This window comes from Thalassolituus hydrocarboniclasticus (assembly GCF_025345565.1).
GTDB classification, from domain to species: Bacteria; Pseudomonadota; Gammaproteobacteria; order Pseudomonadales; family Oceanobacteraceae; genus Venatoribacter; species Venatoribacter hydrocarboniclasticus.
Genome location: NZ_CP054475.1, coordinates 1,808,454 through 1,834,611 on the forward strand (window position 1 = coordinate 1,808,454; position 26,158 = coordinate 1,834,611).

The 26,158-nt window shown below is 52.0% G+C and carries 20 protein-coding genes; 15 read left to right on the forward strand and 5 right to left on the reverse strand.

Annotation, left to right across the window (positions count from 1 at the left end; genetic code table 11):
• The first annotated feature begins 84 nt into the window (after nucleotides 1–84).
• Nucleotides 85–1,680 (forward strand): glycerol-3-phosphate dehydrogenase/oxidase, encoded by a 1,596-nt coding sequence (locus tag HUF19_RS07865; protein WP_260999264.1) that lies wholly within the window; start codon nucleotides 85–87, stop codon nucleotides 1,678–1,680.
• Nucleotides 1,681–1,766: 86 nt separating this feature from the next.
• A complete protein-coding gene (locus HUF19_RS07870; RefSeq protein WP_260999265.1) occupies nucleotides 1,767–3,326 on the forward strand; it encodes an FGGY-family carbohydrate kinase in 1,560 nt (519 codons plus the stop codon).
• A gap of 19 nt (nucleotides 3,327–3,345) precedes the next feature.
• On the opposite strand, the gene HUF19_RS07875 is transcribed toward HUF19_RS07870, so the two are convergent.
• Entirely contained in the window at nucleotides 3,346–4,575 is a 1,230-nt protein-coding gene (locus HUF19_RS07875) for an EAL and HDOD domain-containing protein (protein ID WP_260999266.1), read from the reverse strand.
• A 100-nt stretch (nucleotides 4,576–4,675) separates the two neighbouring features.
• On the opposite strand from HUF19_RS07875, the gene HUF19_RS07880 reads away from it, so the two are divergent.
• Nucleotides 4,676–5,626, forward strand: a complete 951-nt coding sequence (locus HUF19_RS07880; RefSeq protein ID WP_260999267.1) for a chemotaxis protein CheV — start codon at nucleotides 4,676–4,678, stop codon at nucleotides 5,624–5,626.
• Nucleotides 5,627–5,761: 135 nt separating this feature from the next.
• A complete protein-coding gene (locus tag HUF19_RS07885; RefSeq protein WP_260999268.1) occupies nucleotides 5,762–6,562 on the forward strand; it encodes an MOSC domain-containing protein in 801 nt (266 codons plus the stop codon).
• A 20-nt stretch (nucleotides 6,563–6,582) separates the two neighbouring features.
• On the opposite strand, the gene HUF19_RS07890 is transcribed toward HUF19_RS07885, so the two are convergent.
• The 3 genes from HUF19_RS07890 to gltA form a co-directional block, all read right to left on the reverse strand.
• Nucleotides 6,583–7,164, reverse strand: a complete 582-nt coding sequence (locus HUF19_RS07890) for a hypothetical protein (protein ID WP_260999269.1) — start codon at nucleotides 7,162–7,164, stop codon at nucleotides 6,583–6,585.
• A gap of 60 nt (nucleotides 7,165–7,224) precedes the next feature.
• Complete coding sequence (locus HUF19_RS07895; protein WP_260999270.1) at nucleotides 7,225–8,103, reverse strand: NAD(P)-dependent oxidoreductase; 879 nt, start codon at nucleotides 8,101–8,103, stop codon at nucleotides 7,225–7,227.
• Nucleotides 8,104–8,166: 63 nt separating this feature from the next.
• Complete coding sequence (gene gltA / locus HUF19_RS07900) at nucleotides 8,167–9,444, reverse strand: citrate synthase (protein ID WP_260999271.1); 1,278 nt, start codon at nucleotides 9,442–9,444, stop codon at nucleotides 8,167–8,169.
• 352 nt (nucleotides 9,445–9,796) lie between these two features.
• Between gltA and sdhC the strand changes: the two genes are divergently transcribed.
• From sdhC to HUF19_RS07955, 11 genes are all read left to right on the forward strand, one after another.
• Nucleotides 9,797–10,171 carry a succinate dehydrogenase, cytochrome b556 subunit gene (sdhC, locus tag HUF19_RS07905; protein ID WP_260999272.1) on the forward strand — a complete coding sequence of 125 codons (375 nt, stop codon included), beginning with the start codon at nucleotides 9,797–9,799 and terminating at the stop codon, nucleotides 10,169–10,171.
• On the forward strand, nucleotides 10,165–10,512 hold the full coding sequence (sdhD, locus tag HUF19_RS07910) for a succinate dehydrogenase, hydrophobic membrane anchor protein (RefSeq protein WP_260999273.1): 348 nt from the start codon (nucleotides 10,165–10,167) through the stop codon (nucleotides 10,510–10,512). The genes sdhC and sdhD overlap by 7 nt, the downstream gene beginning before the upstream one ends.
• A 3-nt stretch (nucleotides 10,513–10,515) precedes the next feature.
• Nucleotides 10,516–12,288, forward strand: coding sequence for a succinate dehydrogenase flavoprotein subunit (gene sdhA, locus HUF19_RS07915; protein ID WP_260999274.1), 1,773 nt, complete (start codon nucleotides 10,516–10,518; stop codon nucleotides 12,286–12,288).
• 15 nt (nucleotides 12,289–12,303) lie between these two features.
• Nucleotides 12,304–13,014 carry a succinate dehydrogenase iron-sulfur subunit gene (locus tag HUF19_RS07920; RefSeq protein ID WP_260999275.1) on the forward strand — a complete coding sequence of 237 codons (711 nt, stop codon included), beginning with the start codon at nucleotides 12,304–12,306 and terminating at the stop codon, nucleotides 13,012–13,014.
• 266 nt (nucleotides 13,015–13,280) lie between these two features.
• The gene (locus tag HUF19_RS07925) at nucleotides 13,281–16,118 is read left to right on the forward strand and encodes a 2-oxoglutarate dehydrogenase E1 component (RefSeq protein WP_260999276.1); all 2,838 of its coding nucleotides are present in this window, start codon (nucleotides 13,281–13,283) and stop codon (nucleotides 16,116–16,118) included.
• Between the two features lie 29 nt (nucleotides 16,119–16,147).
• Nucleotides 16,148–17,356 carry a 2-oxoglutarate dehydrogenase complex dihydrolipoyllysine-residue succinyltransferase gene (odhB, locus tag HUF19_RS07930; protein ID WP_260999277.1) on the forward strand — a complete coding sequence of 403 codons (1,209 nt, stop codon included), beginning with the start codon at nucleotides 16,148–16,150 and terminating at the stop codon, nucleotides 17,354–17,356.
• 22 nt (nucleotides 17,357–17,378) lie between these two features.
• Nucleotides 17,379–18,824 carry a dihydrolipoyl dehydrogenase gene (gene lpdA / locus HUF19_RS07935; RefSeq protein WP_260999278.1) on the forward strand — a complete coding sequence of 482 codons (1,446 nt, stop codon included), beginning with the start codon at nucleotides 17,379–17,381 and terminating at the stop codon, nucleotides 18,822–18,824.
• A 138-nt stretch (nucleotides 18,825–18,962) separates the two neighbouring features.
• Complete coding sequence (gene sucC / locus HUF19_RS07940; protein ID WP_225691983.1) at nucleotides 18,963–20,129, forward strand: ADP-forming succinate--CoA ligase subunit beta; 1,167 nt, start codon at nucleotides 18,963–18,965, stop codon at nucleotides 20,127–20,129.
• Between the two features lie 9 nt (nucleotides 20,130–20,138).
• Nucleotides 20,139–21,011 carry a succinate--CoA ligase subunit alpha gene (gene sucD / locus HUF19_RS07945; RefSeq protein WP_225691984.1) on the forward strand — a complete coding sequence of 291 codons (873 nt, stop codon included), beginning with the start codon at nucleotides 20,139–20,141 and terminating at the stop codon, nucleotides 21,009–21,011.
• Nucleotides 21,012–21,185: 174 nt separating this feature from the next.
• Nucleotides 21,186–23,081: a propionyl-CoA synthetase gene (locus tag HUF19_RS07950; protein WP_260999279.1), complete on the forward strand. Its 1,896-nt coding sequence runs from the start codon at nucleotides 21,186–21,188 to the stop codon at nucleotides 23,079–23,081.
• Between the two features lie 304 nt (nucleotides 23,082–23,385).
• Nucleotides 23,386–25,674, forward strand: a complete 2,289-nt coding sequence (locus HUF19_RS07955; RefSeq protein WP_260999280.1) for a putative bifunctional diguanylate cyclase/phosphodiesterase — start codon at nucleotides 23,386–23,388, stop codon at nucleotides 25,672–25,674.
• Between the two features lie 7 nt (nucleotides 25,675–25,681).
• On the opposite strand, the gene HUF19_RS07960 is transcribed toward HUF19_RS07955, so the two are convergent.
• Entirely contained in the window at nucleotides 25,682–26,143 is a 462-nt protein-coding gene (locus HUF19_RS07960) for a flavodoxin family protein (protein WP_260999281.1), read from the reverse strand.
• Nucleotides 26,144–26,158 lie beyond the last annotated feature (15 nt).

Here is a 26,158-nt window from a genome sequence, read left to right on the forward strand (position 1 = left end):
GTTTAGTACATCTGAACAGCCCCTGATTAATAACTACATTCTCACCCATTACTCAATAAACGCCGGACAGGAAATAAGAGCAGTATGTCGCAAACAGCATGGGCACCAGGACAGCGCGAGCATCAGCTGGAGCAGTTAAAGAGTGCTCCGCAGCACTGGGATGTAATCGTTGCCGGTGGCGGTATTACCGGTGCGGGGATTGCCCGTGAAGCCGCCCGTCGTGGTCTGAAAGTCCTGTTGCTTGAGCGCCAGGATTTTGCCTGGGGTACCTCAAGCCGGTCATCGAAAATGGTGCACGGTGGTCTGCGCTATATCGCCGCCGGTGATGTGAAAACCACTATGCATTCGGTGCAGGAACGTGAGCGCCTGATGACAGAAGCGCCGGGTCTGGTTGATCAGATGGGTTATCTGATGGCGCATTATAAGGGCGGTTTTCCCGGACCTTTTGTATTTAATACGCTGCTGCGCATCTATGATTTTTTTGCCGGTAAACGCTACCGCCATTATTTCAAGCGCGATGATTTTGAATATTTAAGCCCGTTGCTGAATGAACACGAACTGATTGGTGGCACCCAGTTTGCTGATGCGGTTACCGACGATGCCCGTCTGGTGGTTCGCGTGCTGCGTGAAGCGCAGAAAGACGGTGCTGTGGTGTTGAACTATGTTGGCGTTAAACAACTGCTGAAAGATGGTGAGCAGGTTGTCGGTGCCCGTGTGGAAGATGTGCTCACAGGCGAAGCTTATGACGTTAAGGCTGATGTGGTGATTAATGCCACCGGTGCCTGGGCGGATGAACTGCGCGGCCAGATGACGGATGATAAAAAAATCCGTCCGGCACGTGGCAGCCATATTGTTGTACCGGCCTGGCGTTTGCCGGTTGCTCAGTCATTTACGGCGATGCACCCGGATGATAAACGGCCGATTTTTATTTTCCCGTGGGAAGGCCGTACCGTGATCGGCACGACCGATCTGGATAACAACGGTATCGATAACAGTGAAGCCAGTATGACCCGGGCTGAACTGGATTATTTATTAAAAGTCGCCCGTTATCAGTTTCCGAAAGCGGATGTGGTCGAGAAAGATATTATTTCCAGCTGGGCCGGGGTACGTCCGCTGGTATCTTCCGGTGCTTTAAATCCATCGAAAGAAAAGCGCGATCACAGCGTCTGGGATGATAAAGGCCTGGTCAGTGTCAGTGGTGGTAAATTAACCACGTTCCGTCTGATTGCGCTGGATGCACTTGAAGCAGCACGTAAATACATTAAGCGTTTTCCTTCCGGTGAATTCGGTGCGCAGATTTTCACGCCTTCTGTTTCTCAACATGAAAAATATCAGACTTTACCTGGCTATCTGCAGAAGCGTTTGAGTGGCCATTTTGGCATGGATCTGGACGCATTATTAAATCTGGCTAAAGATGGCGAGCTTGAGGTGATTCCCGGCAGTCGTACCCTGTGGGCTGAGTTACGTTGGGCTGCAGCAAATGAGTCGGTTAAACATCTGGATGATTTACTGCTGCGCCGTACTCGTCTCGGTTTGCTGCTGGAGCAGGGCGGGCTTGGATTTACCGATAAAATCCGTGCGGTCTGTGCCGAAGAACTGGGTTGGGATGATGCTCACTTTCAGCAAGAGCTTGAGCGTTACAAAGCAATCTGGAACAAGCACTACAGCATTCCTAAATAATATAAGCGCCGCAATATACTGCCTTTGCGGGCAGTCTGTTGTGGCGTTTTATCACAACGATAAAAAGAATCAGGCAGCTCAGCAGTATGGCAAACGCGGAATATTTACTGGCAATTGATAATGGCACCCAAAGTGTACGCGTGCTGGTATTTGACCAGCAGGGTAATGAAGTTGCCAAAAGCAAAGTGACCATTGAACCGTACTTTTCCCGTCATCCGGGCTGGGCTGAACAGGATGCCGGTTATTACTGGGAAAATCTTCAGGAAGCCTTCCGGCGCTTGTGGGCGCAGGGTACGGTAACTCCAGATCAGATTCGCGGCGTGTCGCTGACAACGCAGCGTTACACCATGATCAACCTTGATGAAAATTTTCAGCCGCTGCGTCCGGCCATTGTCTGGATGGATCAGCGTCAGGCTGAGGTGGAAACACCGGTTGGTGGCATCTGGGGTGTACTGATTAAAACCCTCGGGCTGAGTCATTTAATTCGTGAGATGCGGGCCAAGGCACGGGATAACTGGATTGCGCAGCACGAACCGGATGTTTGGGCAAAAACCCGTTATTACGTGAATTTATCGGCCTGGCTGACGTATTGCCTGAGCGGTGAATTAAAAGATTCGACCGGTTCCATCGTCGGCTATCTACCCTACGACTATAAACGTCAGCAGTGGGCCAAACCTTCTGACCTGAAATGGAAGCTGCTGTCTGCGACCCGTGAGATGATGCCGGAGCTGGCCGCGCCGGGTGAGCAATTGGGCGTTATTTCGGCCAGTGCTGCGGCATTAACCGGATTGCCGGCCGGGTTGCCGATGATTGCAGCGGCGTCCGATAAAGCCTGCGAGGTGATGGGGGCAGGTGGACTTGATGCGCATATCGGTTGTCTGAGTTATGGCACGACCGCCACGATTAACACCACAACGGCAAAATACATTGAAACCATTCCGTTTATTCCGCCTTATACCGCGGCCATTCCCGGTCATTACAATACCGAGATGATGATTTACCGCGGTTTCTGGATGGTGAGCTGGTTCAAGGAAGAGCTGGCGCATAACGAGCAGCGACTGGCGGCCGAACGCGGTGTTGAGGCAGAGCAGTTGTTTGATGAACTGGTGAATCAGGTACCGGCGGGTTCTATGGGGCTGATGATGCAGCCTTACTGGTCGCCGGGTGTGCGTCAGCCAGGCCCGGAAGGCAAGGGGGCCTTAATTGGTTTTGGCGATGTGCATAAGCGCGCTCATATTTACCGCGCCATTCTCGAAGGTCTGGCGTATGAATTGCGTCAGGGTAAAGAGCAGATTGAAAAGCGCAGCCGGGTGCCGATTACCCGTTTGCGGGTATCTGGTGGTGGTTCGCAAAGTGATGCCGCCATGCAGCTGACGGCGGATATTTTTGGTATGACCGCTGAGCGTCCGCATACCAGTGAAACCTCAGGGCTGGGCGCGGCCATTAACTGTGCCGTGGGTCTGGGAATTTATCCTGATTACCGTACGGCGATTATGCAGATGACCCGTGTCGGTCAGGTATTTGAGCCTGAATTCAAAACGGTAAGACTGTATGACCGCTTATACAAAGAGGTTTATCGCAAAATGTATAAGCGTATGAAACCTCTGTATCAGAGCATTCGTGAGATCACGGGATATCCGAAATAACGGATTGTGAGGCGTCGTCTCAGCTGCTGGATTGCAGCAGGGTGTTGGCTGTTTGCAACGCATTCAGGTAATGCCATTCAATTTGCGCAGGGCTGATGCCCAGCCCCTGCAGCACATCCCATTCAATATCATCCCAGCGTCCCTGTTCCATACTGATTGTCGTGGCCAGAATAAAACCATAATCGCCAGAGTGTTCTGTCAGGGCTGAAGTCAGTTCTGCAGGCAGGCGCAGGCGTTCGCAGATTTCTGCCAACGGGCGGTCAAGAAATGCGTCCAGCAGGGAAAACAGGCCGATAGTAAAGGCGGTTTCATCGTCCAGGTCTGGCCAGGAAAAAACCAGTGCCTTGCACAGCAGGGCGCGGACGACGGCTTGTTCGCGTAATACCGCCGGTTTGTCCTGCAGGCGACCAAGGGCGATAAGATTGGCCCATGCTTTCAGGCGATCAAGACCGGCCAGTACGATGGCCCTGGAGATGGACGTGACCTCACGGGCGAGTCCGACGGCCGCAGAGTTAACGATCTGCAGCAGCTTGTAGCTGAGTTGAGGGTCGGTCTGCAGAATGGCTGCGACATCCTCGATGCTGCTGTCCGGGTCATTAAGAATCTGCAATAACTGCAGAACCGCTATCTGGTTGTCGGGCAGGCGTTTGCCGTAGACATTGTCGGGATGGCTGAAAAAGTAGCCCTGAAACAGGGTGCAGCCTGCTTCCCGGCATAAACGGTATTCCTCCCGCGTTTCAACCTTTTCCGCCAGCCATTGCAGGTTATGGTGCTGGTGTTTGCGTATCAGCTCTGGCAGCTGATTCAGATCCGGCAGGCGGCGGATATCGACCTTTACGATATCAATTAACGGGAATAAAGCCGTTTGCTCTTCGTCACCCTGATAATCATCAAGGGCAATCCTGTAACGCAGTTTCTTCAGTTTGCGGAGCGCGGCCAGATTGTCTTCGTTTGCCGGGATATATTCCAGCAACTCAGCAACCAGGCTGTTGGCCGGCATAATCGGCGGATTGTGCAGCCAGTGACTGGTGAAATTGATAAACGCAGGCAGGCCGCCGGTAACAAGGTCTATGCCTATATCGTTGAACGCGCTGATCATAACTTCGCTGGTAGCCCGGTCGCCATGTTCATTCTGCCAGGCCAGAGTGTCTTCCGGCAGCGGCCGGCACAGAAGCTCATAACCGACCACTTTCAGACTGGTGTCCAGAATGGGTTGGCGCGCCAGCAGTGGAGGATCTGTTTTGTCCATACGATGTCCCTGATTTTCAGTCTTAAGTGTAGACACTATTTCCATGCGTTTTTATTGCGCTTAGCTACACTTTGGTAAAGAACGGTTATTGGAGTGTGATATGAGCGGGGTTCTGAGTAGTGTTGATGCCCGTACCAAGCTAGTTGGGCAGAACCGGCTGGAACTGCTGTTGTTTCATCTTGGTGGCTCACAGCACTTTGCCATCAATGTGTTTAAAGTGCAGGAAGTGATGCGCATGCCGCGCCTTACCCGTATTCCGGACCGCCATCCGGTGGTGCGTGGGGTAACGCATCTGCGCGGGCAGACTGTGCCTGTCGTCGATCTGCGTCATGCCATTCAGATGGGGCCGCTGAAGCTGAATGAAGAAGATGCGACCATCATTGTCACTGAGTACAACATGACGGTACAGGCCTTTCTGGTTGGAGGGGTTGATCGTATTGTGAATATGAACTGGAGCGAAATTCTGCCCCCTCCTGGCGGAGCCGGGCGGCAGCATTACCTGACGGCCATTACCCGCATTGATGACCGCATTGTCGAAATTATCGATGTGGAAAAGGTTCTCGCCGAAATTGCCCCTTATAACTCGGTGCTTTCGGCTGATGCTTACGATGATGAGTTGCTGGAAAAAGTACGGGGTAAAGACATTCTGATTGTTGATGACTCCCATGTTGCTATTCAGCAGATGCGGCAGGTTCTGGAACCTATGGGGCTGAATATTATTGAAGCCAATAATGGCCTTGAAGCTTATCAGTTGTTGATGCACTGGAAAGAAGAAGGCCGGGATATCCATAATAATCTGGTGATGATTATTACCGATGCGGAAATGCCAGAGATGGATGGCTATATGCTGACAACCGAGATTCGCCGCGACCCGGAACTGAAGGATACTTTTGTTATTCTGCACACATCTTTGTCTGGCAATTTCAATAAAGCGATGGTTGAAAAAGTCGGATGTAACGGGTTTTTGTCGAAGTTTGCTCCGGAGGCAATGGCAAAAGAGGTTCAGCGTCTGATGCGGGAAAAAATGCATATGCCGCCACGGCCAGAGTAATAACGGGTGATCGTCTGTTTAAAAGCGCCCGGTCGGGCGCTTTTTTATTGATTGCCGTAACTGCGTTTACTCCGGTGATGTCTGGTTGTCTGTCATTGACCGATCTATTAGAGTGGCTGCAATCAAGGAGGCGGTATGCCACAGGTTTCGCGTTTATTTATTTACCCGATCAAATCATGCGCACCGGTTGAGGTCGAACAGCTGGTGTTTGATGAATATGGCCCGGCGGGAGACCGCCGTTTCTTGCTGGTGGATGAGCAGGGTAATTTTATTACCCAGCGCCAGCAGCCGAAGATGGCACATATTTATCCTGTGCCGGGCGAAACGCTGTTGCGCGTTGAAGCCGCTGACCAGCCTGCTTTGCTGGTGCCGCTGTCTGATGCGGATGCACCCTGCAAGACTGTCACTGTCTGGAGCGATACTCTCGCCGCAGAAGATTGTGGTGATGAAGCTGCAGACTGGTTTTCTTCGGTTTTAGGTATCCGTTGCCGCCTTGTGCGTTTGCCGCAAAACAGTCAGCGACAGGTGGACTTGCGTTATGCTGATCCCGGGCAATGGGTCAGTTTTGCTGATGGTTTTCCTGTGCTGGTGGCGACGGAAAGCAGTCTCGCAGCTTTGTCTGATTGCATAGGGCGCCCGCTGGCGATTGAACGCTTCCGGCCCAATATTGTTGTCAGTGGTGTGGGGGCATTTGCAGAGCGTCGCTGGCAGGCGCTGGAGCACAAAGATGGGCTGCTGGATATCCGCAAGCCCTGTCAGCGTTGTGTGATTCCAACGCGTAATATGGAAACTCTTGAGCGCGAAGGTGATGTGATGGATGCACTGAAAGCGCTTTGCCGTATCGATGGCAAAATTATATTTGGCCAGAACGCTCTGGTTTCCGGTCTTCAGCGGCTATGTGTCGGCGATGAGCTTACAGAGCGTTTTTCGGATTGAATACTGGCCGCTGGAAGCGGTCAGAATAATTCAATATCGTCGTTAGTTCCGAAGGTTTCTTCAGTCTGCTTATTAAAGTGGTGGTGGTAAATCTCCAGAGCTTCGGCAACGGAGTGGCCGGCCATGATGTGTTCGAACATAATCCGTTCGGCTTCCATGGTGTAGTTGCTTTTGATGTGTTGCTGCAAATTATTCCAGGCATTGGCCTTGTAGCGTTGTTCTGCATTGCCGATTAAGTGCCCCATGCGCTCAAGGCTTTCGCCGACATGTTCAAGGCGCTGGGTCAGGCGATCATAAAACTGAAAAGCAATAATCGCCTGTTGGATTTCCTGCTGCAGCTCGGTAGCGATTGCTCCGGTTTTTTCTGACAAATTTTCTTCCTGAGAGGCGGCTAGCTGAACCAGTTTCTGAGAATTATCAGCCATTGCTGTAAAGCTGGTGGTCAGTTTGTTAATGGACTGGTTTCCCTCGTGCAGCGAGGTGTCGATCTGGGCGATCGCGAGAGCCAGCATGGTCAGGGTTTCACCTACCTGGCTCCAGTCAACTTCATGATTAGTGGTTTTCCCATATCCACCCAGAGTGTGGCGCTGTTGTTGGCTCATTCAGATTCTCATTTTTGCGACTGCTTCAAGCATAGATGAGAATCTGAGGGTTGCCTGCGATCAGCTTTCGTCTTTGTTCTGCAGTCGCAGCAGCAGGGCGGAGGTATCCAGTCTGCCGGCGCCCATGGATTGCAGCTCCTGATAATAGTGATTAACCAGTGCGGTAACAGGAAGTTCGGTGTTGCTGCGGTGTGCTTCCTCGAGGCAGATATCCAGATCTTTACGCATCCAGTCAATGGCAAAGCCATGTTGGTACTCGCCGGCAATCATTGTTTGATGACGGTTGCTCATCTGCCAGCTTCCTGCGGCTCCCTGAGAAATCACGCTCATCACTTTGTCACGATCCAAACCCGCTTTCTCGGCGAAGTGCAGGCCTTCGGCCAGGGCTTGTATCAGTCCGGCGACACAGATCTGATTGACCATTTTGGTTTTCTGGCCGCTGCCGATCTCTCCCATGCGCTCAATGGTGCGGGTGTAGGCGGCGGTGAGGCGTTGGATTTCATCGTAATCACGGGAGTCGCAGCCTACCATCAGACTAAGTTGGCCATTGATGGCGCCTTGCTGGCCGCCGGATACCGGTGCATCGCTGAAACGCAGCCCTGCGTTTTTGGCGGCTGATGCCATCTCTTCCGCCAGATGGGCTGAGGTGGTGGTGTGATCAATGATTAATGTGCCGGGATTCATTGCCGCGATGGCGTTGTGCTGGCCGGTCAGAATATCGCGAACATCATCATCGCGGCCGACGCAGAGAATAACCGCATCACAATGGCGGACGGTATGGCTGATGTTATCAAAGCCCTCACCCTGATATTCGCTGAGCCACTGCGCAGTGCGGGCAGGGGTGCGGTTGTACACCCTGACAGAGTGGCCATGATTGGCAAGATGGCCTGCCATTGGGTAACCCATGTTGCCAAGTCCGATAAATGCCAGTGTTGCCATTGGAGTCTCCTGTAGCAGAAATAAAAAAGCCGCTCAGTGAGCGGCTTTTTTACAACTAACCGGTTAGCCCGGGTAGTCACGTTTTGGGTGGCCAGTGTACAGCTGACGTGGACGACCAATGCGGTAATCGCTGCTGATCATCTCGTTCCAGTGTGCAATCCAGCCTGGGGTGCGGCCGGTGGCGAAGATTACGGTGAACATCTCGGTCGGGATGCCAATCGCTTTCAGGATGATACCAGAGTAGAAATCTACGTTCGGGTACAGGCCACGCTTCACGAAGTACTCGTCTTCGGTTGCGATTTTTTCCAGCTTCATGGCGATTTTCAGCAGTGGATCATCTTCCATGCCCAGCTCGGCCAGAACTTCATCACAGGTCTGTTTCATAACCTTGGCGCGCGGATCGAAGTTCTTGTAAACGCGGTGGCCGAAGCCCATCAGACGGAATGGATCTTCTTTATCTTTCGCTTTGGCGATGAACTTGTCGATGTTGGACTCGTCACCGATTTCCGTCAGCATGTTCAGTACGGCTTCGTTAGCGCCACCGTGAGCAGGGCCCCACAGTGCTGCAATGCCGGATGCGATACAGGCGAATGGGTTGGCACCGGTAGAGCCAGCCAGACGAACTGTTGATGTCGATGCATTCTGTTCGTGGTCGGCGTGCAGCAGGAAGATACGGTCCATTGCTTTGGCCAGAACAGGGCTGATTTTCTTCTCGTCACATGGAGTATTGAACATCATGTGCAGGAAGTTTTCGGAGTAGCTCAGTTCATTGCGTGGGTACATGAACGGCTGGCCGATGGAGTATTTGTAAACCATGGCTGCCAAAGTTGGCATTTTTGCAATCAGGCGGTGTGCAGATACAACACGGTGATGTTCATCGTGGATATCCAGAGAGTCGTGGTAAAACGCAGAAAGTGCGCCGACCACACCACACATAACAGCCATTGGGTGAGCATCGCGGCGGAAACCATTAAAGAAATGGCTCAGCTGCTCGTGCACCATGGTGTGGTTTTTGATGGTGTTAACGAAGGTTTCTTTTTCCTGTGCTGTTGGCAGCTCGCCGTGCAGCAGCAGGTAACAGGTTTCCAGATAGTCGGATTTTTCCGCCAGTTGATCGATCGGATAGCCACGGTGCAGCAGAACACCGGCAGCGCCATCAATATAGGTGATTTTGGATTCTGTAGCGGCGGTCGACATGAAGCCCGGATCATAGGTAAAAAGGCCTTTGCCGGAGAGGCTGCGAACGTCGACAACATCAGGTCCCAGAGAGCCTTCGTAAACCGGAAGTTCCAGAGTTTCTTCTATGCCGTCAACTTTCAGTGTTGCTTTTTTGTCAGCCATGGATAGGCCTCCTGCTGTTCAAAATTTAGCCTTAAATATAAGGCGGACCTAAAAAGAAAGGGCACAACTATAGGTTCTGAACTCCGTTTGTCAATTACCCAGCGGTCGAGCAGCCATAAGCAGCCGCGTCTAGTATAGTCCTGCTGCGGAAATGTCACCGTATCTGTTGCATTTATGTTCAGCCTGCGTAATAGCGGCGCAGACTGTTTGTAAATCAACGGGGTGGTGACTATAATTTGTCGCGACCCGAAACTTGTGCAAACCTTGTACAGGGGTTCGGGTATCTTCTTGAGCCTGCGCTTAACTTGCCCTTTCCGGGGTGGTGTTAAGCCCAAATAAGAGTGTAAGAGCCGTGAATAGCAATAGACCTACAAATTTAGATCTGACTACTATTGAGCTCCCACTTCCCGCTAAGGCGTCCATCATTCACCGTATCTCAGGTTTCATCCTGTTCTTCGCTGTAGCATTTATGCTGTGTGCGTTGGCAGCATCCCTGGAGTCAGAAGAAAGCTTTGCTGAACTGAAGTCGGTGTTTGATAACGGTTTGGTTAAATTCATCACCTGGGGCATTTTGTCGGCACTGGGTTACCACCTGGTAGCGGGCGTTAAGCACCTGTTGATGGATATGGGAATTGGTGAAACCAAAGAAGGCGGTCGTACCGGAGCCATCATTACCCTGGTGCTTGGCGTGATCGTAATCGTTCTGGCAGGAGTTTGGGTATGGTAGCAAGTGTCACCAATTTAGGCCGTAGTGGCCTGTATGACTGGGTTGTCCAGCGTCTGAGTGCGGTCATTCTTGCGCTTTACACTCTGTTTCTGCTGGGCTTCCTGATCGCCTCTCCAGATCTGCAGTATGGACAATGGCAGGGCCTGTTTGCTCAGACCTGGATGAAAGTATTCAGTCTGGCTGCCCTGATCTCAATCTGTGCACATGCCTGGGTAGGTATGTGGACTATTTCAACTGACTATCTCAAAGCCGCCGCAATCCGTTTTGCGTTCCAGCTGGTATGCGCAGGATTCCTGTTCGTTTACCTGGTTTGGGGTATCGACATTCTCTGGAGTGTGTAAGTCATGTCAAAAATCAGAACCATGTCCTTCGATGCCATCGTAATCGGTGGTGGTGGCGCGGGTATGCGTGCTGCGCTGCAGTTGACCGAAGCAGGCATCAAGACTGCATGTGTGACTAAGGTTTTCCCGACCCGTTCGCACACTGTTTCAGCGCAGGGTGGTATCACCTGTGCGATTGCGTCAGCGGATCCCAATGATGATTGGCGCTGGCACATGTATGACACCGTTAAAGGTTCAGACTATATCGGTGACCAGGATGCTATTGAATATATGTGTTCAGTAGGTCCGCAGGCTGTTTTCGAACTGGAGCATATGGGTCTGCCATTCTCCCGTACTGAAGAAGGCCGTATTTACCAGCGTCCTTTCGGTGGCCAGTCCAAAGGTCCGGATAACCCGACTCAGGCAGCCCGTACCTGTGCCGCCGCTGACCGTACCGGTCATGCTCTGTTGCATGCTCTGTATCAGGGTAACCTGAAGGGCGGTACTACCTTCCTGAACGAATGGTATGCCGTTGATCTGGTTAAAAACGCCAAAGGTCAGGTTGCTGGTGTGATCGCGATCGATATCGAAAGCGGCGAAACCCTGTACCTGAAAGCCAAAGCTACTGTTCTGGCAACCGGCGGTGCCGGTCGTATCTATCAGTCCACAACCAATGCCCTGATCAATACCGGTGACGGTGTTGGTATGGCGATCCGTGCCGGCGTGCCGATGCAGGATATGGAAATGTGGCAGTTCCACCCAACCGGTATTGCCGGTGCGGGCGTTCTGGTAACAGAAGGCTGTCGTGGTGAGGGTGGCTACCTGGTAAACAAAGACGGTGAGCGCTTCATGGAGCGTTACGCCCCTAACGCCAAAGACCTTGCCGGTCGTGACGTTGTTGCCCGTTCTATGGTTCTGGAAATTCTGGAAGGCCGTGGTTGTGGTGAAGACGGTGATCACGTATTCCTGAAGCTGGATCATCTGGGTGAAGAAACCCTGAATGCCAAGCTGCCGGGTATTCTTGAGCTGTCCCGTACCTTTGCACACGCTGATCCGGTAAAAGAGCCGATTCCGGTTGTGCCAACCTGTCACTACATGATGGGTGGTATTCCAACCAATATCGGTGGTCAGGCACTGACTCAGGACGAAAACGGCAACGATGTTGTTGTTGAAGGTCTGTATGCTGCCGGCGAAATTGCTTGTGTATCTGTGCATGGTGCCAACCGTCTGGGTGGTAACTCGCTGCTGGATCTGGTGGTGTTTGGTCGTGCGGTTGGTCTGCAGGTAGAGAAGAGCTTCAAAGAAGGCTTCGAATCTGTTGATGCTTCTGAAGAAGATATCGAACGTGCAATGGCTCGTCTGAATCGTCTGAATAACACGACTTCCGGTGAGTCTGTGGCTGCTGTGCGTGCAGATCTGCAGAAAACCATGCAGCTGTACTTCGGTGTATTCCGTGAAGGCCCAAGCATGGAAAAAGGTCTGGCGATGCTCGACGAAATTGGTGAGCGCGTTAAGAACACCATGCTCGAAGACAAGAGCGGACCGTTCAATACTGCCCGTATCGAAGCGCTGGAGCTGGACAACCTGTTCGAGACCGCTTATGCAACCGCAGTTGCTGCGATTGAGCGTAAAGAGTCGCGCGGTGCGCACGCCCGTAACGACTATACCGAACGTGACGATGAGAACTGGCTGTGCCACTCATTGTACTTCCCGCAAACCAAGACCATCGGCAAGCGTGCGGTGAACTTTGCTCCTAAGACAGTGGCAGCGTTCCCTCCGAAAGTCCGTACTTATTAATAGGGGAGTATTGAAATGTTAGTGAGTGTATATCGCTACAATCCGGAGAAAGATCAGGCTCCTTACATGCAGGACTACGAAATTAACGTACCTGGCAATAAGGATGTGATGATTCTGGATGTTCTGGCTCTGGTTAAAGAGCAGGATCCGACTCTGGCTTTCCGTCGCTCATGCCGTGAGGGTGTGTGTGGTTCAGATGGTATGAACATTAACGGTAAGAACGGTCTGGCCTGTATTACCCCGATCTCAGAAGCCACTAAGGGCAAGATGGATAAGCTGGTTCTGCGCCCGCTGCCAGGTATGCCTGTAATCCGTGACCTTGTGATCGACATGGCGCTGTTCTACAAGCAGTACGAGAAGATCAAGCCTTACCTGGTGAACAACACGCCAGCTCCGGCTATCGAGCGTCTGCAGAGCCCTGAGGAGCGGGAAAAACTGGATGGTCTGTACGAGTGTATTCTCTGTGCATGCTGTTCTACTTCCTGTCCGTCTTTCTGGTGGAATCCGGACAAGTTTGTCGGTCCGGCTGGTCTGTTGCAGGCTTACCGCTTCCTGGCGGATAGCCGCGATACGATGACACAGGAACGATTGGCGGAATTGAGTGATCCATTCAGTGTTTTCCGTTGCCGTGGCATCATGAATTGTGTCAATGTGTGCCCGAAAGGATTGAATCCAACGCGTGCCATTGGTCACATCCGTAATATGCTGTTATCCCAGCAATTATAGGAATAGCACCACTGACGACCGGTGGTATTAGACGTAAGTGGGCTGGACACACAGTCCACTTACGTTGACAATTTTTCAAAAATAGACCTCACAAAGTTCTATTTTTTACTAAGCTGAATTTTTAGTTGAGGGAGCGGGGAATCCCCGGTTCACCTCAGAGGCCTTGCGATCTATCCGGTCGGCCCTCTAACCTGCCTAGCGCTAGAGTCGGTGCGTACACTCTGTGGGTGATTTCCCTCGTTTATTCAAAAACAGGGTGGTCGTACATGCACGAGCAGACAATGGAGCAACTTTGGAGCACCTCTCAGTTAGCGGGAGGTAACGTTGCTTATATGGAGGAGCTCTTTGAAACCTACCTCAAAGACCCCAATGAGGTTCCGGAAGAGTGGCGCAATTATTTTGATCAGTTACCACGCGTCGACGAAAACAATTCCGTAGATACTCCCCATAAGCCCATTCGGGAACAGTTTCTTCTTATTTCCAAAAATCAGCGCCGCTCCCGTCCTGTATCTCAGGGATCCGTCAGCTCTGATCATGAACGTAAGCAGGTTCAGGTACTGCAGCTGATCAATGCCTATCGTGGCCGTGGTCATCAGCATGCCAGGCTGGACCCGCTCGATCTGATGGAACGTCAGAAAGTCCCGGATCTTGATCTGACGTTTCATGGTTTATCCCGGGCCGATCTGGATACCGTTTTCCAGACCGGCTCTTTGTTTATTGGTCAGGACGAAGCGACGCTGAGCGATATTCTTGCGGCGCTGGAAACGACCTATTGCGGTACCGTTGGTGCCGAATATATGCACATCGTAAACACAGCAGAACAGCGCTGGTTCCAGCAGCGACTGGAAAGCGTGCGCGCCCATCCTAAATTCGGCGATGAAGTTAAACTCCATCTGCTCGAGCGTTTAACGGCTGCCGAAGGTCTGGAAAAATATCTGGGTTCCCGTTATCCGGGGGTTAAGCGTTTTGGTCTGGAAGGTGGTGAGAGCCTTATTCCGCTGATGGACGAGCTGATCCAGCGCAGCGGAACCTACGGCGCCAAAGAAATTGTTATCGGTATGGCACACCGTGGCCGACTGAACACGCTGATTAATACTCTGGGTAAAAAGACGTCCGATCTGTTTGATGAATTTGACGGTAAGGTGCATTACGAATCCCACGGCGATGTGAAGTATCACCAGGGCTTCTCATCCAACGTAATGACATCCGGTGGCGAAGTGCATCTGGCACTTGCTTTCAACCCGTCTCACCTGGAAATTGTTTCTCCTGTGGTTGAGGGGTCAGTGCGTGCCCGTCAGGATCGCCGTAATGACAAGACCGGAGAAAAAGTGGTTCCTGTGATTATGCACGGTGACTCTGCGTTCGCAGGTCAGGGTGTGGTGATGGAAACCTTCCAGATGTCACAGACCCGTGCTTACAAAACCGGCGGCACCATTCATATTGTGATTAACAACCAGGTTGGTTTCACAACATCCAAGCGTGAAGACGTGCGTTCAACCGAATACTGCACCGATGTCGCCAAGATTGTTGAAGCGCCGATTCTGCATGTTAATGGCGATGATCCGGAAGCTGTATTGTTCGTTACTCAGCTGGCCGTTGATTACCGCAATGAATTCAAGAAAGACGTGGTGATCGATCTGGTGTGTTACCGCCGTCGTGGTCACAACGAAGCGGATGAACCATCCGGTACTCAGCCTTTGATGTACGCAAAAATCAAAGCGCAGAAAACCACCCGTGAACTCTATTCCGATAAGCTGATTGCCGCGGGTGTTCTGGCCGCAGAAAGCAGTAAAGAGCTGGAGGAAGAGTACCGTAAGGCGCTGGATAACGGTCATCACGTTGCCAAGAGTCTGGTAAAAGAGCCGAATACCGAACTGTTCGTTGACTGGACTCCGTACCTCGGACATGAGTGGACTGCGCGTGCAGATACCCGCTTTGACCTGAAGCAACTGCAGGAACTGGCGAACAAACTGCTGGAAGTACCGGAAGGTTTCTCGGTGCAGCGCCAGGTTGGCAAAATTCTTGAAGACCGTGGTCGTATGGCTGCGGGCGCTATGCCAATTAACTGGGGCTTTGCGGAAACCATGGCTTATGCAACCTTGTTGCATGAAGGTCATCAGATCCGTATCACTGGCCAGGACGTAGGGCGCGGGACTTTCTCGCACCGTCATGCGGTTCTGCATAACCAGAAAGACGGTTCCAGCTACATTCCGCTGAAGCATGTTAAGGAAGGGCAGCCAGCCTTCGATCTGTACGACTCTCTGTTGTCAGAAGAGGCGGTACTGGCGTTTGAATACGGTTATGCCACCACTACGCCGGGCGCGCTGGTTATCTGGGAAGCCCAGTTCGGCGATTTTGCCAACGGTGCTCAGGTGGTGTTCGATCAGTTTATTTCTTCCGGTGAACATAAGTGGGGCAGATTGTGCGGCCTGACTATGCTGCTGCCGCATGGCTATGAAGGTCAGGGACCGGAGCACTCTTCAGCCCGTCTGGAGCGTTATCTGCAGCTCTGTGCTGAGCACAACGTACAGATCTGTGTGCCGTCTACTCCGGCACAGGTTTATCACATGTTGCGTCGTCAGGTAATTCGTCCGCTGCGTAAGCCGCTGGTGGTCATGTCACCGAAGAGTCTGCTGCGTCATAAACTGGCGATCAGTACTCTGGAAGAGCTGGCAGGCGGTCGCTTCTATACCGTGATCGATGAGGTTGATGAGCTGGAAGCGGCGGCAGTGCGCCGGGTGCTTCTGTGTTCAGGTAAGGTTTATTACGACCTGCTGGAACGTCGCCGTGCGGAAGAGATCAAGGATGTGGCCATTGTTCGTATTGAGCAGCTGTATCCGTTCCCGGCCAAACAGCTTGCCAAAGTGCTGTCTAAATACAGCAATGTTGAAGAAGTTGTCTGGACTCAGGAAGAGCCAATGAACATGGGCGCCTGGTACAGCAGTCAGCACCATATGCGTCGTGCATTGTCACAACTGAACCCTGATCTGCATCTGGAATATGCCGGTCGTGCAGCTTCTGCTTCTCCGGCAGCAGGCTATATGGCACTGCACCTTGAACAGCAAGAAAAATTAATTCGTGACGCTCTGGGACTCCAGGGCTAGGTAACCGCAGGAATATTAAGGAAAACATAATGAGCATTGAAATTAAGGCACCCACTTTTCCTGAGTCTGTCGCTGACGGCACGGTTGCTACCTGGCATAAAAAGCCTGGTGAACCTGTGCAGCGTGATGAGCTGTTGGTGGATATTGAAACCGATAAAGTCGTGCTGGAGGTTGTTGCTCCGGCCGATGGCACACTGAAAAATGTGCTGAAAGAAGAGGGTGATGTTGTACTGAGTGACGAAGTTCTTGCGGTCTTCGTTGCTGGTGAAGTGGCGGCTGCTCCTGCGGCAGAAGCTTCAGCACCTGCGGCAGCTGAGCCTGCGGCGGCCGGCGACGTAATTATGAGCCCTGCGGCCCGTAAAATTGCGGAAGAAAACGGTGTCGCTGCGTCAGCGATTGCCGCGACCGGTAAAGATGGTCGTGTGACCAAAGAAGATGTGGTTAACCATCTGAAATCTGCTCCGAAAGCAGCACCAGCGGCGGCTCCGGCCAAAGCGGCTGCACCAGCCGCCAAGGCTCCGGTGATTCCGGAAGGCGACCGTATTGAGAAGCGCGTTCCTATGACCCGTCTGCGTGCGACCATTGCCCGCCGCCTGGTTGAAGCACAACAGAATGCCGCCATGCTGACGACTTATAACGAAGTCAATATGAAGCCGGTTATGGATCTGCGTGCCAAGTACAAAGATCAGTTTGAGAAAGTACACGGCGTTAAGCTGGGCTTTATGTCGTTCTTTGTGAAGGCGGCAACCGAAGCACTGAAGCGCTTCCCGGCGGTGAATGCTTCTATTGATGGTAATGACATGGTTTACCATGGCTATCAGGATATTGGTGTTGCGGTTTCTACCGAGCGTGGTCTGGTTGTACCTATTCTGCGTGATACCGATGGTATGGGTCTGGCTGAAATTGAAAGCACCATCGGTGATTACGCCGGCCGTGCCCGTGACGGTAAGCTGGGCATTGATGAAATGCAGGGTGGTACTTTCACCATCACCAACGGCGGTACTTTCGGTTCCCTTATGTCCACGCCAATTCTGAATCCGCCGCAAACGGCCATTATGGGCATGCACAAGATTCAGGAACGCCCGATGGCTGTGAACGGTCAGGTTGTGATTCTGCCAATGATGTACCTCGCACTGTCATATGATCACCGTATGATTGATGGCAAAGAAGCGGTGCAGTTCCTGGTAGCGATCAAAGACCTGCTGGAAGATCCAGCCCGTCTGCTGTTAGACATTTAATCGGATAGTTAAGGAAATAAAGATGAGTAAGAAGTTTGATGTCGTCGTTATCGGTGGTGGTCCTGCCGGTTATGTCGCAGCTATCCGTTGTGCACAACTGGGCCTCAACACTGCCTGTATCGATAAGTGGCTGAGTAAAGATGGTAAGGCTGTATTTGGCGGAACCTGTCTGAATGTAGGCTGTATTCCTTCCAAAGCCTTGCTGGACACTTCGCACAAGTACGAAGAAGCCAAAGAGAAACTGTCTCTGCACGGCATCAGCGTTGGCGAAGTCAATATCGATATCGCCGCGATGCTGAAGCGTAAAGATCAGATCGTTAAAAACCTGACCATGGGTGTGGCGACGCTGTTCAAAGCCAATGGTGTAACGCCATTTGAAGGTACCGGTAAATTGCTGGCTGGTAAAAAGGTCGAATTTACCAGTCACGCCGGAACTGCTGAAATCCTCGAAGCTGAGCATGTGATCATTGCCACAGGTTCTGTGCCGGTGAATATTCCGCCAGCACCACTGACCGAAGGCGTTATTGTCGATTCCACCGGCGCGCTGGAATTCAGCGAAGTGCCGAAACGTCTGGGCGTTATTGGCGCAGGTGTCATTGGTCTGGAACTGGGCAGTGTCTGGGGCCGTCTGGGTGCGGAAGTGGTTGTACTGGAAGCGCAGGACAAATTCCTGCATCTGGTTGACCAGACCGTTGCCAAAGAAGCGCAGAAACTGTTCACCAAGCAGGGTATGACCATCCGTCTGGGTGCCCGTGTGACCGGTACTGAGGTAAAAGGTAAGCAGGTAACGGTGACCTATCAGGATGCCGAAGGTGAGAAGAAAGAAGTCTTCGACAGGCTGATCGTTGCGGTTGGCCGTCGTCCTTACACCGAAGGCCTGATGAGTGGCGACTGCGGTGTGAATATGGACGAGCGTGGTTTCATTCACGTCGACGAAACCTGCAGCACCGATGCTCCTGGCGTCTGGGCTGTTGGTGATGTTGTGCGTGGTCCTATGCTGGCACACAAAGCATCTGAGGAAGGTGTGATGGTTGCCGAGCGTATTGCCGGCCATAAAGCACAGCTGAATTACGATGTGATTCCTTCTGTTATTTACACCCACCCGGAAATTGCCTGGGTTGGTAAAACAGAAGAGCAGATTAAAGCAGATGGTGAACCATACAACGTTGGTATGTTCCCGTTTGCAGCTAATGGCCGTGCGATGGCGGCTGCGGATACCGATGGTTTTGTGAAAATCATCGCCCATGCAGAAACTGACCGTATTCTTGGTGCCAGTGTGATTGGCCCGAATGCCGGTGATCTGTGTCAGCAGATTGTTGTGGCAATGGAGTTTGGTTCAAGCGCTGAAGATGTGGGCATGATGGTGTTTGCACACCCAACCGTTTCTGAAGCGGTGCATGAAGCAGCTTTGGCCGTTAACAACAATGCGATTCACAAAGCGAATCGTAAAACCAAAGCGAAGAAGTAATACGTTGGCCCGGAGTTCCGGGCCTCGCTTTATGGCCGGGCGAGAGTGCTGAGTAAGTACTGCCGACACGATTGGCTGCCCGGTTAACACAGGCTGTTGGGTAACCCCCGACTCAATAAGAGAAACAGGACGAAAGCGATGAACCTTCACGAATATCAGGGTAAACAGCTTTTTGCTCAGTATGGTCTGCCAGTATCGAAAGGTGTGGCAGCCAAAACTGCAGAAGAAGCTGCAGCAGCGGCCGACACCATTGGCGGTGACCGCTGGGTTGTTAAAGCTCAGGTACATGCCGGTGGCCGTGGTAAGGCCGGTGGTGTGAAGCTGGTTTCTTCTAAAGAAGAAATCTCTGAGTTTGCCAACAAGTGGCTGGGTAAAAACCTGGTAACTTACCAGACTGATGAAAAGGGCCAGCCGGTCAGCCGTATTCTGGTTGAAAGCTGCACCGATATCGCTCAGGAACTGTATCTGGGCGCGGTCGTCGACCGTTCTTCACGCCGTGTGGTATTTATGGCCTCAACTGAGGGCGGTGTGGAAATTGAAAAAGTTGCGGAAGAAACTCCGGAAAAAATTCTGAAAGCCACGATTGATCCACTGGTAGGCGCGCAGCCATATCAGGGTCGTGAACTGGCATTCCAGCTGGGTCTGAAAGGTGATCAGGTGAAGCAGTTCACCAATATCTTCCTGGGCCTGGCCAAGCTGTTCGTTGATAAAGATCTGGCGCTGCTGGAAATCAACCCGCTGGTTATCACCACTGAAGGCAATCTGCACTGCCTGGATGCCAAGATCAACATCGACAGCAACGCGGTATACCGCCACAAAGATCTGCAGGAAATGCATGATCCTTCCCAGGAAGATGCACGTGAAGCTCACGCTGCTGAGTGGGAACTGAACTACGTAGCACTGGATGGCAACATCGGCTGCATGGTGAATGGTGCCGGTCTGGCGATGGGTACTATGGATATCGTGAAACTGCACGGTGGTCAGCCAGCTAACTTCCTCGACGTAGGTGGCGGTGCAACCAAAGAACGTGTGGTTGAAGCATTCAAGATCATTCTGTCTGACGAAAAAGTAAAAGCCGTATTCATCAATATTTTTGGTGGTATTGTGCGTTGCGACATGATTGCTGAAGGCGTGATCGGCGCTGTAAAAGAAGTCGGTGTTAAGGTTCCTGTGGTTGTTCGCCTGCAAGGTAACAACGCTGAAGTGGGCGCCAAGGTTCTGACTGAAAGCGGCCTGAACATTATCGCGGATACCGACCTGACTGGCGCAGCCCAGAAAGTGGTCGCAGCTGCAGCTGGCAATTAAGGGGTAATCATGAGCATTTTAATCAATAAAGACACCAAAGTGATCTGCCAGGGCTTTACCGGTGCTCAGGGTACTTTCCACTCTGAACAGGCGATTGCATACGGCACCAAAATGGTTGGTGGTGTAACTCCGGGTAAAGGTGGCACTGAGCATCTGGGCCTGCCGGTATTCAATACCGTTAAAGACGCGGTTGCTGCAACCGGTGCAGAAGCTTCTGTTATTTACGTACCAGCGCCTTTCTGTAAAGACTCTATCCTTGAAGCCGCTAATGCCGGCATCAAGCTGATCGTTTGTATTACTGAAGGTATTCCTACACTGGATATGCTGGATGCGAAAGTTAAGTGTGACGAGCTGGGCGTACGCCTGATCGGACCTAACTGTCCGGGTGTTATCACACCGGGAGAATGTAAGATCGGTATTATGCCGGGTCACATACACCTGCCAGGTAAAGTCGGTATTGTTTCCCGTTCCGGCACCCTGACTTATGAAGCGGTTAAGCAGACCACTGACTACGGCTTTGGCCAGTCTACCTGTGTTGGTATTGGTGGCGACCCGATTCCGGGCTCCAACTTTATCGACATCCTGAAAATGTTCCAGGAAGATCCGGCAACTGAAGCCATTGTTATGATCGGTGAAATCGGCGGTACTGCAGAAGAGGAAGCAGCGGCTTTCATTAAAGCTAATGTGACCAAGCCTGTTGTTTCTTACATTGCTGGTGTTACTGCACCTCCGGGCAAGCGTATGGGTCATGCCGGCGCGATCATCTCCGGTGGTAAGGGTACTGCGGCCGATAAATTTGCGGCACTGCAGGACGCTGGTGTTGCGACTTGTCAGAGTCTGGCCGATATTGGTAAGACGCTGAAAGAAGTAACCGGCTGGTAAGTTTTACCGGCTCAAAAAAGAACCCGCTGCGGCGGGTTTTTTTGTGTCCGGATACCGGGTTTCGTCAAGGTTTGGGCCTGCTTCGGCTAGACCTTGGTGTTATGACCCTTGGTCGAATAGTCGCGGTAACCACACATCCCCTAAGGTGTATTCATTCACACAGGAGGAGTTTTTATGGGTTACCAACAGGAATATCAGGCTTCAATCGAACTGCCTGAAGCCTTCTGGCAAAAACAGTCGCAACGGATTCAATGGTTTAAAGAACCCAAGACCATTCTCAGCAAAGATGAGCATGGCATCGACCGCTGGTTTGCTGATGGACAGCTTAATACTGCTTATCTGGCACTCGATTATCATGTTCTGCAGGGACGTGGAGACCAGCTGGCTCTTATCTACGATTCCCCGGTAACCGGCAATAAACGCACCTATACCTACAGCCAGCTGACCGAAGCCGTCGCGCGCTGTGCTGGTATGCTGGTCAGCCAGGGGGTAGGTAAGGGCGATTGCGTGATCGTGTATATGCCGATGATTCCGGAGGCTGCGATCGCCATGTTGGCCTGTGCCCGTATTGGTGCTGTGCATTCGGTGGTTTTTGGCGGTTTTGCTCCGAATGAGCTGGCGGTGCGGATTGATGATGCCGTACCTAAGGTCATTATGTCGGCCTCCTGTGGTATCGAAGTTGACCGTATTATTGAATACAAACCGATTCTGGATGCGGCCATTGATATGGCGACGCACAAACCAACCAGCTGCGTTATCTATCAGCGTGAGCAGCAACGCTGTGAGCTGACGGCAGGGCGTGATATTGACTGGCAGCAGGCGGTTGCCGCAGCTCAGCCTGCTGACTGCACTCCGGTGTCTGCTCTTGATCCTCTGTATATTCTTTATACCTCTGGTACTACGGGTAAGCCGAAAGGCGTTGTGCGCGACAATGGCGGTCATGCGGTGGCCATGAGTTACAGCATGAGTGTGGTTTACGATATGCATCCGGGGGATGTGTTCTGGGCCGCTTCCGATGTCGGCTGGGTGGTTGGCCATTCTTATATTGTTTATGCCCCACTCATTGCAGGCTGCACTACGGTCTTTTATGAGGGTAAGCCGGTACGTACGCCGGATGCCGGAGCTTTTTGGCGGGTGTGTGCCGAGTATGGCGTTAAAGGATTGTTTGCCGCCCCGACAGCGTTCCGTGCGATCCGTAAAGAAGATCCGCAATGCCTGCAGGCAGAAAAGTATGACCTCAGTAAGCTTAAAACCATTTTTATGGCCGGTGAGCGTTTAGATCCTCCGACTTACGAGTGGGTGGATCAGCATATTAAGCGTCCGATTGTGGATCACTGGTGGCAGACCGAAACCGGCTGGGCGATTGCCGGTAATCATATGGGGCTTGAACCAGCCAAAGTGAAAGCGGGTTCTGTTACACGCCCGTCACCCGGATTTAATGTGCAGATTTTAGATCCGAAGGGGCGTCCGGTGGCTGCCAATGAGCAGGGCAGTATTGCGATCAAATTGCCGTTGCCGCCCGGATGTCTGCCGACTATCTGGGGTAATCACGAGCGTTTTGTCGCCGGTTATCTGGGTACCTACAAAGGGTATTACATTACCGGTGATGGCGGTTATCTGGATGATGATAACTATCTGTTTGTGCTTGGGCGTACTGACGACATCATCAATGTTGCCGGTCATCGTCTGTCGACCGGCGAGATGGAAGAAGTGGTTGCCGGGCATGCGGCGGTTGCTGAATGTGCGGTCATCGGCCGTCACAGTGATCTTAAAGGGGAAGAGCCTCTGGGGTTGGTTCTGCTGAAAGACGGCGTTGATATTGATGAAGAAACACTGAAACTGGAGCTGGTGCAGCGCGTCCGTGACCGGATTGGTGCGGTAGCCAGTTTCCGTGATGCGGTGGTCGTGCAGCGGTTGCCTAAAACCCGTTCCGGCAAAATTTTGCGTAAAGTACTGCGCAATATTGCCAATAACGAGGAATACCAGACACCGTCAACCATCGATGATCCGGCCTGTCTGGGAGAAATTGAGCAGATTCTTCTGCAAAAGGGACTGCGTCTGGAGAACTAATTCCGAGAGGGTCAGTCGTACAAAGAGCAGGCTAAAGCCAGTTTGCTCTCTCTCTGATTATTATGGTGTTTACCGGGCCGATTCCAGCCCGGTTTTTTTTTGCCAGCCAGCCCGTGTCGCCGATTCCGGCGGTTTTATGTCACGTGTCTCCCCTGAAACATGATGCAGAAACACTGCGATTTACAGATGTTGCCAATTGTTACCATTTGCATGTATCGAGTTGTAACTTGACCTGCTAATCTTTGTGGTTATCAGGGGATCGAATGTTTATTAAATAAGTGTTCTTGAGGGCGGAGGTTGGTTTTTGCTGAATATCTTTAATTTCCGCGCCTCGGGCTGGGTGTTGCCTCTGGCCATATTGGTGCTGACCCTGCTGCTGCTGACTTTTGCTGTGCAGAGCTGGTTTGTCAGCCGCAGTGCATTTGATAACGAAATCGCGCATATCAACCGCGTTGCACTGCAGAATGCACGCTCTGTCATGATCTCGCGGCGCGAGTCTTTTTATCTTCTTGGGCAGGAGCTGCTGGATGTCAATGCATTGCAGGAGCCTGACCTTGGGCGTGACATGCTGGATAAGGTTGCTTTGGTCATGCCTGGAGTGGTGAGCCTTGGCCTGGCCCGCAGCGATGGTCAGATGGTTCTGTACAGTTCGGCTGGAGATTCCCGCCGCAGTTCTTTATCGCTGCCAAATATGCAGCAGCAATCTTCCCGTTTATTCCGCAGAGCACTGGCTTCCGAAGGTGTGGTTACCGGTCCGCCATTCTGGCAAAACAGCAGCCGTGAATGGATGCTGCCGCTGTTTTATGCGGTGAGGGACACTCGCAGCGGTGATGTTGAGGCCATTCTGACGGCTCTGGTGCGTTTGCAGGACCGGCTGGCACGCTGGGACGGTGTCGACTTAGGCACCGATACCTCCGTGGTCGTGGTCAGTGCTGACGGCATCCCCCGTTACGCGGTGCCTGTTTTTAATGCATATGATACGCATGCCGGGCGTGAGTTTATGCAGGAGCTGATGCAGCAGGTTAAGCGCTCGGCGCTTGATGAAGGTTGGCTGGTACATGACTGGAGGCAGGATCAGGGTTCTGTTACTTACCGGATACATTACTCGCGCATAGGCGATGACCTGTTCAATCTGGTTCTGCGTCCGCAGTCCTCTTTGTGGATGGTTTGGTGGCTTCGTATTGAGCCCGCACTGTTTGCGTTTATTGCATTGCTGCTGGGGAGCATCGGAGTTCACCGGATTGTGCTCAGGCAACAGCGTGTTTATCAGCATAATCTTCTGTTTCAGGCACATCACGATCCGCTGACAGGATTGCTGAATCGTGCGCGGCTGTTGAACCTGATGAAAGAAAGTATGGAAAACGCTCCCGGGAGCGCTTTTTCGTTATTGATTATTGACCTCGATTATTTCAACCGGATTAATGATCAGCACGGGCACGCTATCGGTGATGCGCTGTTAAAGCTGGTCCCTCAGCGCTTGCAGGGAATACTGTCTCCTGGCGACTGGCTTGCCCGACAGGGCGGTGATGAGTTCCTGGTCGTATTCCGCAATGAACTGAGTTTTCGTGGCCGGGATGTTTTAACTCAGGCGGTTAAGGCTGCATTGGAAGAAGGGTTTGAAATTCATAACCGGGTTATTTCGGTGTCTGCCAGTATCGGTGTGGCCAATTACCCCCGTGATGCATCAGATCCCAATGATCTGCTGGGTAAGGCCAACGCCGCTTTGTATCAGGCGAAAGGTGATGGACGTAACTGTATCGTTCATTATTCTGACGATATTGCTGCATTAAGCCGGCGCAGCAAAGAACTTGAACGTCAGCTGGATGGTTGCTGGCAGCGCAACGAAATGCAGGTGCACTACCAGCCTCAGATTGATTGTCGTACCGGAGCGTTAATTGGTGCGGAGGCTTTGGTTCGCTGGCATAACTCTGAGCTGGGCAATGTCAGTCCGGCTGAATTTATCCCTGTTGCGGAAGCAATCGGTGCGGTACGCCAGATCGATCGCTTTGTTATGGCAGAGGCCTGTGCGTTTATTCATCAGATTTCTCAGCAGTTTTCCCGGCCATTGCGCATATCCATTAATTTATCTCCGGAGCACCTGCTTGATCCTGCAATGATTGCGGAGGTGACTGAATTAATCCGGCGTTATGATCTCGCGCCCCAGCAGCTGGTGCTGGAAATAACCGAAACTGCGGTTCTTAATGATTTTGAACGGGCTGCCCAGCAGGTTGCACAGCTGCGTGCGCTGGGTGTCGGTGTGTCGGTTGATGATTTCGGTACCGGTTATTCGTCGCTGTCCTATATTCATAAATTACCGGTCACGGAAATTAAAATAGACCGCTCTTTTGTTGATCAGATTGCCACCGATCTGCATGATCGGGCATTGACCAGTGCGGTTATTGCAATGGGCAAACGATTACATCTGGAGGTCGTTGCAGAAGGGGTGGAGACGGCCAGTCAGTGGCAGATTCTGCTGGAGCAGCATTGCGATACCTTGCAGGGTTTCTATATTTCCAGGCCGATGGCTGCCAGTGACTTTATTGCTTTTATGGATAGTTACAGCGAAGAACCTCAGGTTTTTGCCTTGCGTTAATAACTCCTCAGATTATTCCGCTGTCGAGCCCGGCGGCTATGGCAGCGCATAACTCCTCACACTGTTGTAAAAACTCTTCCTGCCAGTCACCGCGTAAAATCAGTGGCTCCTGGACCCAGCGCCAGCGCAGGCCGGTCGTGATACTTTCCAATGCGCGTTTTGTTCCTGTGCCATCGTGCCCCGCGCGGATAATGGCTGCGCAGGGTTTTCCCTGTGTTTCTTCCAGACAGGGATAATAAATACGATCAAAAAAATCCTTTAATGCGCCACTCATGTAGCCGAGGTTTTCCGGCGTTATCAGAAGAACGGCATCGGCCTGCAGAGTGTCGGGTGCGTTGGCTTTAAAAGCTGTTCGTATAATTAACTGGCTGTTCTCAGTTTCTGCTGATTTAAAGCCGGTCTCGCAGGCCTGTAATAATCGTTCAGTGTTGGGGGATGGCGTATGGGCAACAATCAAAAGTGTTTTCATCGTATAAAACCTGTT